The following is a 12,410-nucleotide window of genomic DNA, read 5'->3' as shown; positions in this document are numbered from 1 at the left end:
TAAGGGGAAGTGGGAACTTATATTTACAACGCTGAGTGTGTACACCCGTTGTGGGTAGGGCGTTTATAGAACCAGTCACTGTCGACTCGGTAGGGGGCTTTTCTGTCTTCGCTAGCGAAGCGTGGTACCTGATTGTGTCGGGTGGTGAAAGGTGGATGGGGCGTAGAGGTTCGGTAAAAAATCGGTGCCTGTGAGGTTTTATGCTTCGGGCTATAGGAGCTATGACTTTTCGGAGGTATGGCGCACAAAAATGCTCCCGATGCTAAATAGGCATCAGGAGCATTTTATGTTTCGTTACCGGGGTAGAACCCCAAGCTTCTTAGCGGTTCTTGCGGGCGATGCGGGTAGCGGCGACACCGCCGACAAGGAGAACCAGAGCGGCTCCGCCCAGGGTGGTGGCGTCAACGCCGGTGGCTGCCAGGCCAGTGCTCTGAGTCGAAGAAGCCTTCTTGGACTCCGAGGTATTCTGCTCAGACTTCTTGGAGTCCGAAACCTTCTTTACATTCTCGGAAGAGGTCGTCTTCTTGGACTCGGAAGCCTTCTTCTCGGCCTTTTCCTTGGCCTTCTTCTCTTCCTTCGTGCACTTGTTTTCGTTCTTGCACTCAGCAGAGATCTTGATGTCAACGTTTACCTTGACATCCTTGCCGTCCTTGCCCGGCTTACCGTCCTTGCCGTCCTTGCCTGGCTTGTCAGCGTCCGGCTTGTCCGTGCCTGGTTTGTCAGTGTCCGGCTTCGCCTCGTCCTTGACGCAGACACCGAAGACGTTCGGGTTGCCTGGGACTGGCTTGCTCATGTCGAAGTGCTCGCCCTCCGGGCACTGCTTATCAGAAATGCCTGGGTTTCCCAGGTCGCCCGGCTGGGACTCATTGTCGCCCGGTGTTTCGGGCTTAGGAGCTTCCTGGTCCGCGACGCACTGGAAGGTTCCGCCGACGTTCTCAAAGTGCTGCCCGTCTGGGCACTTGTCCGGCATTGGGGCCGGAATTCCGTCAGTGGAATCCTGCTCAGGCTGGTCTGCGACGCACTGGAAGGTGCCTCCGACGTTTTCAAAGTGCTGGCCGGCGGGGCACTCGGTCGGCATTGAGTCCGGAATCTGTGCAGTAGCGGTGCCTGCGCTTGCAATCATGCTGGCGGAGAAGGCAGCGGCGGCGATAGCCGTGGTGAACTTCTTCATGAAAACCTCTCAAGGAGTCAAACGGTCAGAGACCAATGAATATGATTTCGCCGTTCATCCCTCATCGTGCACGGCGGAAAATAAAACCAGGCCAACTGCGGTTAACTAGGTTCATGATTAACCATAAACTGGTTGATATATGAATGGTATTGGAGGTAGTTATAGGAATAACATCAGGTGCGCAGTGGCGTGCTTTGACCTGCTGCAATGCCGCCGGTTTGCTATTTGGCTTACACCATTCCGGGGGAGGTTCTTACTAAGGGTGCCCTTAGCAAAAGCTGGCCACTGGCGTCATTTGTCTGTTATCTAACTGGTGGTAGCTGAGTTGGATAAACGTTCTTTACGCAGTAGGGCATTCATATCTGGAGGCTCGTTTAATTGTCACGTTAAAATAACGAACAGTAATTTAACGTCCGCGAGAATAAAAGAGCTTTATCCTATTGCTATTTTTTACTTCCTATTGGTTACACCCGAATCGGGGCATTTAGGGTGGGTGGGCTGCAATCGTTGTCGATAGGCGAAGCTGTAGATATGTGCCAAATGGAGTATCCAGCGGGTACGGTAGAACAGTTAAGAAAAAACAAGGCAAAAGGGGAGCTGGAAACTTGTTTGAGTCTCTTTCCGATCGTTTGACGGGTGCCCTGCGGGGGCTGGGCGGGAAGGGCCGCCTGACTGAGGCGGATATTAACGCCACCGCCCGCGAGATTCGGCTGGCTCTTCTGGAAGCCGATGTCTCCCTCGAGGTTGTCCGTACCTTCATCAAGCGCATCAAGGAACGCGCTAACGAAATTATTGGCAGCCAGACTGTCAACCCGGCAAACCAGATTATTGAGGTCGTCAATGAGGAACTGATTAACATCCTCGGTGGCGAGACTCGACGGCTGAATATGTCGAAGCAGCCACCAACGGTTATCATGCTGGCCGGTCTGCAGGGCGCTGGTAAGACCACCTTGGCCGGTAAATTGGCCAGGTACCTCACGGATCAGGGGCACACTCCGGTCCTCGTCGCCTGTGACCTGCAGCGTCCAGGTGCGGTGCAGCAGCTGGAAATTGTCGCTGAGCGTGCAGGCGTGCCGTGCTTCGCACCGTTCCCGGGCACCAGCCTCGATTCTACCCATGAAATGGGCACCAGCGAGGACAACCCAGTTGACGCCGCGTTCCGTGGCCTCGCTTATGCTCGCCAGCATCGCCACGATGTGGTGATTATCGATACCGCAGGTCGCCTGGGTATCGATGAGGTTCTGATGAAGCAGGCTCGCGACATTCGCGATGCCATCAACCCGCATGAAGTTCTGTTTGTCATCGACTCCATGATTGGTCAGGATGCGGTAGAGACCGCCAAGGCCTTCCGAGACGGCGTTGACTTCACCGGCGTTGTACTGACCAAGCTCGATGGCGACGCGCGCGGTGGCGCTGCACTGTCTATCCGTGAGGTCACCGGTAAGCCGATTCTGTTCGCCTCCACGGGCGAGAAGTTGGAGGACTTTGACGTCTTCCACCCAGACCGTATGGCCAGCCGCATCCTGGGCATGGGTGACCTGAAGACGTTGGTTGAGGTCGCTTCCAAGGAAATCGATCATGAGCAGGCTGCCAAGTCCGCCCAGAAGATTGGTTCCGGCGAGCTGACTCTCGAGGACTTCCTCGAGCAGATGATGATGGTCCGCAAGATGGGCCCAATCGGCAACATCCTCAAGATGCTCCCCGGCGGCGCGGAAATGTCCAAGGCCGCGGAAATGGTCGACGAAAAGCAGCTTGACCGCATCGAGGCGATTATCCGCGGTATGACTCCGGAAGAGCGCGAGAATCCGAAGATTTTGAATGCTTCACGACGTCGTCGTATCGCCAACGGTTCCGGTGTGTCCGTTTCAGAGGTTAACCAGCTCATCGAGCGTTTCAATGAGGCGCGGAAGATGATGGCGCAGATGGCCGGCCGATTTGGTATGGGCGGTGGTCGCCCATCGAACCGCAAGGCCAAGCGTGGTCGAAAGGGCAAGGGCAAGAATAAGCGCAAGGGCGCTAACCGTGGTCCAACGCCGCCGAAGGCAATGCCCGGTATGCCTGGAATGCCAGGTATGCAGGGCATGCCGGGTATGCCTAGCATGGCTGAACTGCAGAAGCTGCAGAAGCAGATGGGTAATCAGCTGCCAGAAGGTATGGAGGACTTTGACCTCAACAATCTCGACTTCGGACAGGGCAAGAAGTAGCAGGGACTAGAAGTAGCTAGTCCCGCAGAGCCTTCTGAATCTGGCGGTCCATTTCAGGACTGAAAGTGGCCGCTAGTTCATCGGTGATGTGATTGCTGTCGCGGTAGACGTAGATATTGCCAATAACTTTACGGCAGGTGGTCGGACCGCAGAAGATATCGGAGAAATCTAGACTGTGCCCGTTGGGGAAGTTCGCAAGAATCTCCTCAGCGGGATTTTCTGCATTTAGGGCAGTTTTGCGGTGGATAGTGCAGTCTTCTTCCGCTTCTTCGCATACGCTGGGGGAGAATTGGTCCAAGTCCTCCCGTAGCGCCCATGGGTTATCGCGGATGGCGAAGAAATCAATTCCGCGTTCTTGTAGAGCAGCGAAAAACGAAACGTAACCATCCGGTGTGTAGTCGCCCGGCTGCGGTGGGTCCGCCTGGAACAAGGGTCTGGTTGAAGTGGTGAAAACCATCTTTGGCTGAATCTCGTCAATTTTCTGCAGAGCCTCGAAAGTCCAGGCCACGCAGATATCGCCGACTCCGTGGATCGGTTCTAAGGTCGCTGGACAGCCTTGTCGGAGAAGAACCACCACTCGGTACCCGTTGTTTTTGCCGTAGGCATCAATCGGGGCAAACCAATGTTCCATGTGCGAGCCGCCGACGATGACAATCGATTCACTAGCATCTGGATCACCGTAGACACACGGCTGGGTCTCATCGCGCCAACGGCGATTCGGCGGGAAGTATCCGACGTCCTCACCGCCTGTCGCAAGGCAGCCATCGAGGGCAGGTTCCGGCCAAAGGTCCGTGATGAAATCGGTATTCGGCTTTGTGGCTGCCTTGGGGACCTCGTACCCGTCGGTAAGCGCGAGTGCACCTGGATAGACCTCTGGATCTAGGCTGGTGGCGGAGGCGCGATCGACGCGCACCTGTTGCACGTTGACAAGGCTGGACATGCCGACCAACGCAATGACGACAACAGTGCCGACTACCGCTAGACGACGAGCCGGGCGACGATGCTTCATTGCGTGGATTGCATCGCCGACGACGGGCTGAGTCCGGGTCGGTCGGCGAGTCGATTGAGCCAGCGGCAGCTCGACATACTTGTTGGTGAGTTTGGCCAAAATAAAGGAAACGACGATCACTGCGGTGCCAAGCTTCAGCCCCGGAGTATCGCGGTTGAGGTAGTTTATGGCCAGGATGAGAAGAGGCCAGTGCCACAGGTAGAGCGCGTAGGCGCTCTGGCCTACTTCGCGCATTGGGCGGCTGGCCAGGAACTTGGAGATCCAGCCCGCCTCAGGGCCGGCGATAATAATCAGCGCAGCACCACCGAGGGGCCATAGGGTCCAAGGGCCTGGGAACTGTGCGGCGCCGTCGAAGATGAAACCGGTGGAGACTACCAGTGCGAGGCCGATGCTGGCTAACAGCACTCGAAGTGGCTTGGGCATGGGGATGGAGCCCCGGACAAGAATCAGTCCGAGTAGTGCGCCGAGGCAGAGCTCCCAGAGGCGGCTGACAGTGGAGTAGTAGTTCCAGCCCTGGTTTTCGGAGTGCATATAGAAGGCATAGGCAAGCGAGCCGAGAGTGATAACTGCCAGCAAAGGGGTGAGGATTCGGCGGAGTTTACCGCCGGTAGCGTCGGTGCGCTTCGCCTCCACCGGTGAGGTAACCGCGCCGACAATCTGGGGTGAGCGCGTCATCCAGGCGAGTAGGGAGATGAGCAAAATGGAGCCGAGATAAAACTGGCCCTGTACCGACATTGACCACAGGTGCTGCAGTGGGGAAGTTTCGCTCTCTGCGGCAGCGTAGTCCGAGCCCTGGAGTGCCAGTTCATAATTTTGGTAGTAGAGCAGGCTGGCGCGGAGTTGCTGGGCAATGTCGATGGTGCGAAGCGATGGAATGAAGTAAATGACAAACAGGGTTGTCGCGAAGAGGACCAGCACCAGTGTCGGGATTAGGCGACGCAGCGTGCGCCAGATACTCCACCATGGATTGATGGACTGCCTGGGGTTGATGGCATTGCGGTACTGCGCGCCGAAGAAGAAAAACCCGGAGAGCAAGAGGAATACGTCCACACCACCGGAAACGCGGCCGACGTAAACGTGGAAAAGGACTACGAGGGCAATCGAAATGCCCCGTAGTCCGTCCAAGTCATACCTATATTGGGTGCCGGTGGTTTTCATAGAATGTTACGTTACCGCACTGTCAACGACGTTCAGCCTTAGTGGGTATGCAGCGTTTCGAGTGCGCAGTTTTGTTAATTTCCAAAAACTGCTGGTAACATACCTCGAGTTGTCTCAATGAGAATCCTCAGCTGAGGCACGACTGCGAATTCATCGGATCCGGCCACGGCCGCCCGGTGGTCACGCGCAGTGTAAATATCCCAAGGGCAAAACCGGTCCGAAGCACTTCGTTAGTAATTACTCGTGAGCTCGGATGCATAAGTATTGTCCAGTGACATAGAAGAAAGAGGAACTCCTCATGGCAGTCAAGATTAAGCTGCAGCGCCTGGGTAAGATTCGTACCGCTCAGTACCGCGTTGTCGTTGCTGATGCTCGTACCCGTCGCAACGGTGCGGTCATTGAGAACCTGGGCATCTACCAGCCGAAGGAAGAGCCGTCGATCATCAAGATTGACTCCGAGCGCGTTCAGTACTGGCTGGGTGTCGGTGCACAGCCGACCGAGCCGGTTCTGGCTCTGCTGAAGGTCACCGGCGACTGGCAGAAGTTCAAGGGCCTCGAGGGTGCAGAGGGCACTCTGAAGGTTGCTGAGCCGAAGCCGACCAAGCTCGAGCTGTTCAACAAGGCTCTAGAAGAGGCCAACAACGGCCCGTCCGCTGAGGCCATCACCGCTAAGCGCCGCGAGGCCAAGGAAGCAGCGAAGGCTGCTAAGGAAGCTGAGGAGGCCGCAAAGGCTGCCGAGGCTGAGGCTGCTGAGTCCGAGGCTTCCGAGGACGCCGAGTAATAAGGACGCTGAGTACGCCGCTTAGCTAATCCGGGCGCTACCTTATACTTCAAGACGAAGTGTTGGGTGGTGCCTTTTTGCTTTACGCGGGGTGTTTTACAGAGCCTTTATAAGAGAGGGAGTGTGCGCGTGTCGGTAGCTGACATGGTGCTTATTGGCCGAGTGATCAAGCCCCACGGTGTGCGCGGGGAAGTCGTCGTCGATGCGACAACGGATGACCCGGAAGGGCGTTTCGCAGTCGGGACCACGCTGTTGGGTGTACAGGCCGGCCGTGAGGAACAGCTGACTGTGAAAACGGCACGCCCGCACCAGGGGCGTTTGCTGATTCGCTTCGAGGAGATTCCGGGCCGCAATGAGGCCGAGCGTCATCGGGGTATGAAGTTTTATGCCGAGCCCGTCTTCGAAGACGAGGACTTTTATGACTTTGAACTTGAAGGCCTGCGCGTAGTCCATAACGGCACCGATATAGGCGAGGTCACTTCTATCGTCCGCGCGCCCGCTCATCGTCTCCTTGAAGTCACGCTTGACGACGGGGCCCGGGAGGTACTCATCCCTCTGGTAGAGGAAATCGTTCCGGAAGTTGACCTTAAGAATTCTACTGTCACCATCACCCCGCCGGAAGGACTGTTGGAGCTGTGAGCTTACGTCTCGATGTAGTCACAATCTTCCCGGAGTACCTCGAGCCACTGCGTCATGCGTTGCTGGGCAAGGCAATTGAGCAGGGCATTTTGAGTGTCGGCGTACACAACCTGCGCGACTGGGCGCCAGGTGTACACCAGGCCGTGGATGACTCACCCTACGGCGGTGGCCCCGGCATGGTTATGAAGCCGGATGTCTGGGGTCCCGCCCTCGACGAGGTAGCGGCGCTGAAAGCGGAGCAGTCGCTCACGTCCGCGGTGCCACATTTGGACAATGTCCGCCATGATCAGAAATTGGGTTTGGCCGAGGAATCTTCCTATGCTGCAGCGGAAGTGCCGTCGTTAAGCGAAGAAGATTCAGCGAAGCCCCTGCTGATCGTCCCGACCCCGGCGGGCGAGCCGTTTACGCAGCAGATGGCGCAGGAGTTCTCACACGAGGAGCACATTGTGTTCGCGTGCGGGCGCTACGAGGGCATCGACCAGCGAGTTATTGATGATGCCGCTAATCGTTACCGCGTGCGTGAGGTCTCTATTGGGGACTATGTGCTGATCGGCGGGGAAGTGGCGGTGCTGGTGATTGCGGAGTCCGTCGTGCGGTTGATCCCGGGTGTGTTGGGCAATCGCAAAAGCCACGAGGAGGACTCTTTCTCTGACGGTCTGCTCGAAGGGCCGTCCTACACCAAGCCGCGCGAGTGGCGTGGACTGGCAGTGCCGGACGTTCTCCTCAGCGGCAATCACGCGCTGGTGGACCGTTGGCGGCGCGACCAGTCACTCATCCGCACGGCCGAACGTCGTCCCGATTTGCTTGCCGACGTCGACCTCAGCGCCCGTGACCGGGAAATAATCCAAGGAGTCATTGGGGAAGTAACCGAGGAGAACTGCTAGTGGCACGTGTTCGAATTGCGCGACCTCGGCACGTCATTGGTTGGTTAGCTGTCCTAGGTGCACTGGCGTGGTTCACTCAGACGCAGCTGGCGGGGAGCGTGGATCAGTCGTTTGCGGGCTGGGTCAGTGACCTGCATGGGGCGCGGGATGGCCGCGTCGATAGTTTGATGCTGGCTTTGAGCGAGATTATCCGGCCGATTTACATCGCGCCGGTCACGCTTGTTGCTGCGGCACTCCTGTGGTTCCGCTTCCGTGCGTGGGCGTTGCTACTGCCGGCGTCATTCGGTTCGTCGATTGCGGTGACTTATGCCATGAAGTGGTTTTTGGACCGCGACCGACCGGGTGAGGAGTTCTCGCTGGTCAACCTACATGACGCGGCGTTTCCTTCTGCACATGTGGCAGCGGTTACTTCCAGCGGTATGGCCGCGATGCAGCTTGCCATCCCCGTATTGCGCCGCACAGCCCGCAAGCTGCTCGACCTGGCCATCATCGCGCTTATCGGCGCTGTGGCACTGTCGCGCGTGTGGGTCGGGGCGCACTGGCTTACCGATGTTATCGGCGGCCTCATCGCCGGAGTTATCGGCTTAGCAGTTGCGCTGCTAGTTCTTAGGAGATGGCCACGAGCACGGCGCTACGCGCTGCCTTAGTCTCCTCGTAGAAGGCCACGAGTTCGCGGTACCGCTGTGTCGCAGTGGCTTCGTCGATAAGCGAACCATTGTCCGTGATGCGGGCGGCAAGATCGATGCTTGCCAGCGTCTGGTGCACGTCGCCGACGCGATCGGCGCGGATGACTGCAGACAGCGGCTTGCGGCAGACGCGGTCGGCGCCGAGGATGGCCTCCGCCAGCGGGTCGCCGAGTGCTTGGCCGTCGATGGGATTGCCGGTCAACGTGCGCAGCAGGGACTCCCAGTCCGTGTCGATGTCCAGGGCGTCTTCGTCCGGAACGTCGACGAAGTGCTGCAGGATAATCTTCTCCGCGCCGTCGTTAACAAGCCCCGCCGTGCCGCCGTCGCTGGTTGCCGCAGGTGCTGCGACCTCAACTAACCGCGCTGCCTCCTCGTCGGAGATGCGCAGGTATTCGGCACAGAGTTTCTGCTTCATGGGGCTCCTTTTCCGGTGTTTACTGCGAGCCTTCTGTGGGGCGTTCGCCAATTGGTACTTCCACGATAGTAAAGTTGCCCGGGTGATTTCATCAGTAATTGCCCGAGAACTCGCCGCCACTGGTGCGGACGTTGCCGAAAGTGCCGTCGCCGCCGCTATCAAGCTTCTCGACGAAGGCAACACCGTGCCTTTCATCTCCCGCTATCGCAAGGAAGTAACCGGCGGACTCGATGACACACAGCTGCGTTTCATCGAGGAACGCGTCGTCTACCTGCGCGAACTAGAAGAGCGCAAGCAAACGATTCTCGCCGCTATCGAAGAGCAGGGAAAGCTTAACGACGACCTGAAGGCCGCCATCCTCGCCTGCGACACTAAGGCGCGGTTGGAGGATCTCTACCTGCCGTACAAGAAGAAGCGCAAGACCAAGGCCGATATTGCACGTGAGGCCGGGTACGAACCGCTGGTGGAGGAGCTGCTGGCCGACCCAGCCGCGGACCCCGAGACTCTGGCCACTAAGTACGGCGAGGCAGCTGGTAAGGATGCGAAGGACGCTCTGACCGGTGCCCGTGCCATCTTGGTCGATCGCTTCGCTACCGATGCTGATTTGGTTGGCTCTGTCCGTGAGCAGGTGTGGTCCTCCGGTTCCGCCGCCGCTGCCGTGGTGGAGGGCAAGGAGACTGCGGGTGCGAAGTACCGTGACTACTTCGAGCACAACGAACCTCTGGACACCATGCCTAGCCACCGCGTGTTGGCCGTGCTGCGCGGTGAGGCCGAGGGCATCCTGACGCTCAACATCGATGCGGGTGAGGATGAGACCTACGAGCACATGATCCGTGAGGCCTTTGAGCTTCCCGACGGCGGTACCTCCAAGTGGATTGACCAGGCCGTTCGTTTCGGTTGGCGCACCAAGTTGGAGGTGTCCGCTGCCCTCGATGCCCGCACTCGACTGAAGGAGCGCGCCGAGGCCGAAGCCGTGGATGTCTTCGCCCGTAACCTGCGTGACCTGCTGCTGGCCGCACCGGCTGGCCAGCGCGCCACTCTCGGCCTGGACCCGGGATACCGCAATGGTGTTAAGTGCGCCGTTGTCGACTCCACTGGCAAGGTGCTCGACACTGCCATCGTCTACCCGCACCAGCCGCGCAATGACTGGTCCGGCGCCAAGGAGCAACTGGCCACTCTCTGCGCCACGCACCGCGTGGAGCTCATGGCCATCGGCAACGGCACCGCTTCCCGCGAGACCGAAACCCTGGCCCGCGAAATCGCTGACCTGATAGCTCAGGCCGGTGGCAAGAAGCCGACCCCTGTGGTGGTTTCTGAGGCCGGTGCTTCCGTCTACTCCGCATCGTCCCTGGCAGCAGCTGAGTTCCCGGACATGGATGTATCTCTCCGCGGTGCCGTATCGATTGCCCGCCGCCTGCAGGACCCGCTTGCTGAGCTCGTCAAAATCGATCCGAAGTCCATCGGTGTCGGCCAGTACCAGCACGACGTTTCCCAGACCAAGCTCGAGCACTCTCTCGATGCCGTGGTCGAGGATGCCGTCAACGCTGTCGGCGTGGAGGTCAACACCGCCTCTGCGCCGCTGCTCGGTCGCGTTGCTGGCGTGTCCTCGACTGTTGCGGACAACATCGTCGCTTACCGAGACGAAAACGGCGCTTTCACCTCCCGCAAGGAGCTGCTGAAGGTTCCGCGTCTTGGCCCGAAGGCCTTCGAGCAGTGCGCCGGCTTCCTTCGCATCCACGGCGCTAACAACCCGCTGGATGCCTCCGCCGTGCACCCGGAGTCCTACCGCGTCGTCGATGCCATCGCCGCTTCGACCGGCGTTAGTGTCCAGGAGCTCATCGGCAACTCCCGTGTCCTGTCCAAGGTGCGTGCTGCAGACTTCGTCGACGAGTCCGCAGGTATCGGCCTGCCCACCGTCCAGGACATCTTGACCGAGCTGGACAAGCCCGGCCGCGATCCGCGTCCCGAGTTCGTCACCGCCACCTTCAAGGAAGGCGTGGAGAAGGTCTCCGATCTTCAGCCCGGCATGATTCTCGAGGGCACCGTCACCAACGTCGCGGCCTTCGGCGCCTTCGTCGACGTCGGAGTCCACCAGGACGGCCTCGTCCACGTCTCCAACATGGCCCGCGGTTTCGTCTCCGACCCGCACGAGGTCGTCCGCTCGGGCGAGGTGGTCAAGGTGAAGGTTCTCGACGTTGACGTCGAACGCAACCGCATCGGTCTATCGCTCAGGCTTGACGACGACGCCTCGGATGCCAAGCCAAAGCGTGACGGCGGTCGCGGAGAAGGCCGTGGAGGCGGCCGAAAGCGTGGTTCCCAGAATAAGAAGCGCGGTGGAGCCAACCGCGGTGGAGGCGGCGGTTCCATGGCTGACGCGCTGCGCAGGGCAGGCTTTTAGCTCCTGATCTGTTAGCGCTTGATTTATTAGCGCATAGCCTATTGGCGCATAGCGTCGATGCGGCTGTTGATCTCACCCGCGACAGCCGCAGCCATTCCATCCGGTACGACGATGGTGTAATCGGACCCCGAGGTCTCAATCTTGACTGCCTCGCCTGACCGTGCCGCCACGGTGATGCGGCCATCATTGCCAAGTCGAAGCCCAATACCGCCACCGTCGGCCCAGTTATAAGTGGCCGGCTTCGCATATTTGATGGTTCGAAGCTCAATGGGGTGTTTCATCTTCAGCGGTCCACAGCCGTTAAAAACGGTAATGGAATCTGTCTTCGGGTCCGTGTCTAGTGTCATGCCGGTTTCATATGCGATGAGGAATAGCGGCGTGCACAGCAGAAAAACAATGCCGAGGCTTGGCAGGAACACTGCGAGCGCTACAGACACCACGCACCAGACTGCGAGGGTGACCTTGACCCCCTTAGAGATGGTCACACTGACATCGATGGGAGTCGGGGCTCCTTCTCGATGGGGCAACTGTGGCGATGTCGGCTCGGTGACCGTGGCGTCGGTAAGCGAGGAGTAGTCCTTGAGGCGGCGCGTCACGAGCAGGGCCGCTACTAGGCCGATGATGACGCCGGCTATTGCATAGATCCAGCCGATTCGGGCGGTCGTAGGGTCCGTCGTGCCGATCTGCGGGATGATAATCGCGAATTCAATGCCGATTAAGAAGCCGCAGAGGGCGAGGTTGGTTATTGCAATTGGCTTGCGCACGACAAGCGGCGTGCTGGTCTTTGCACCGAGCCAACCGATCTGCGCACATGCGATGACGATGATGGCCATAATCAATGTGCTTTGAATTGGCGGCATGAAACCGTTGGGAGTGCCGCTACCGCTCCAATGCGTTGCTAACTGCTCCGGTAGTCGGTCGGAAATGGCAATTACCCACAGAAGCTGTGCAATCGCCAGAACGCACGGGGCGATGATTGTTCCTCGAACAATCCAGGGGTCAAAGCGTGGAATCTGCTGCATGGAGACAATCTAGCAGTTGGGGGGGGCTTTGTAGCAACGGTCG

At 58.7% G+C, this 12,410-nt stretch carries 10 protein-coding genes; 6 read left to right on the top strand and 4 right to left on the bottom strand.

The annotated features are described in order from the left end of the window. Positions 1–319: 319 nt before the first annotated feature. Entirely contained in the window at positions 320–1,171 is an 852-nt protein-coding gene (locus tag HMPREF2849_RS08390; protein ID WP_070862867.1) for a hypothetical protein, read from the bottom strand. A gap of 605 nt (positions 1,172–1,776) precedes the next feature. On the opposite strand from HMPREF2849_RS08390, the gene ffh reads away from it, so the two are divergent. Then, the gene (ffh, locus tag HMPREF2849_RS08385; RefSeq protein ID WP_070862866.1) at positions 1,777–3,375 is read left to right on the top strand and encodes a signal recognition particle protein; all 1,599 of its coding nucleotides are present in this window, start codon (positions 1,777–1,779) and stop codon (positions 3,373–3,375) included. Between the two features lie 16 nt (positions 3,376–3,391). Here the strand turns inward: ffh and HMPREF2849_RS08380 are convergent, their stop codons facing one another. Then, positions 3,392–5,542: an acyltransferase family protein gene (locus HMPREF2849_RS08380; RefSeq protein ID WP_070862865.1), complete on the bottom strand. Its 2,151-nt coding sequence runs from the start codon at positions 5,540–5,542 to the stop codon at positions 3,392–3,394. A 298-nt stretch (positions 5,543–5,840) separates the two neighbouring features. Here HMPREF2849_RS08380 and rpsP point away from each other — a divergent pair, with 298 nt between their 5' ends. The 4 genes from rpsP (at position 5,841) to HMPREF2849_RS08360 (ending at position 8,493) form a co-directional block, all read left to right on the top strand. Further along, positions 5,841–6,323, top strand: a complete 483-nt coding sequence (gene rpsP, locus HMPREF2849_RS08375; protein WP_038628648.1) for a 30S ribosomal protein S16 — start codon at positions 5,841–5,843, stop codon at positions 6,321–6,323. 144 nt (positions 6,324–6,467) lie between these two features. Beyond that, positions 6,468–6,962, top strand: coding sequence for a ribosome maturation factor RimM (gene rimM, locus HMPREF2849_RS08370; RefSeq protein ID WP_070862890.1), 495 nt, complete (start codon positions 6,468–6,470; stop codon positions 6,960–6,962). Next, positions 6,959–7,846 carry a tRNA (guanosine(37)-N1)-methyltransferase TrmD gene (gene trmD / locus HMPREF2849_RS08365; RefSeq protein ID WP_069358773.1) on the top strand — a complete coding sequence of 296 codons (888 nt, stop codon included), beginning with the start codon at positions 6,959–6,961 and terminating at the stop codon, positions 7,844–7,846. Before rimM ends, trmD begins: the two co-directional genes overlap by 4 nt. Then, positions 7,846–8,493, top strand: a complete 648-nt coding sequence (locus HMPREF2849_RS08360; RefSeq protein ID WP_070546686.1) for a phosphatase PAP2 family protein — start codon at positions 7,846–7,848, stop codon at positions 8,491–8,493. Before trmD ends, HMPREF2849_RS08360 begins: the two co-directional genes overlap by 1 nt. Here HMPREF2849_RS08360 and HMPREF2849_RS08355 read toward each other — a convergent pair. Beyond that, positions 8,453–8,947 carry a DUF1877 family protein gene (locus HMPREF2849_RS08355; RefSeq protein ID WP_016422552.1) on the bottom strand — a complete coding sequence of 165 codons (495 nt, stop codon included), beginning with the start codon at positions 8,945–8,947 and terminating at the stop codon, positions 8,453–8,455. The genes HMPREF2849_RS08360 and HMPREF2849_RS08355 overlap by 41 nt on opposite strands. Positions 8,948–9,029: 82 nt before the next feature. Here HMPREF2849_RS08355 and HMPREF2849_RS08350 point away from each other — a divergent pair, with 82 nt between their 5' ends. Next, entirely contained in the window at positions 9,030–11,345 is a 2,316-nt protein-coding gene (locus tag HMPREF2849_RS08350; protein WP_070862864.1) for a Tex family protein, read from the top strand. A gap of 38 nt (positions 11,346–11,383) precedes the next feature. Here the strand turns inward: HMPREF2849_RS08350 and HMPREF2849_RS08345 are convergent, their stop codons facing one another. Beyond that, positions 11,384–12,367: a DUF1648 domain-containing protein gene (locus tag HMPREF2849_RS08345; RefSeq protein WP_048735516.1), complete on the bottom strand. Its 984-nt coding sequence runs from the start codon at positions 12,365–12,367 to the stop codon at positions 11,384–11,386. Positions 12,368–12,410: the final 43 nt, after the last annotated feature.

Origin of the sequence: Corynebacterium sp. HMSC073B01 (genome assembly GCF_001838255.1) — a bacterium.
Taxonomy (GTDB): Bacteria; Actinomycetota; Actinomycetes; order Mycobacteriales; family Mycobacteriaceae; genus Corynebacterium; species Corynebacterium jeikeium_D.
This window is presented reverse-complemented; position numbering and strand designations above follow the sequence as displayed.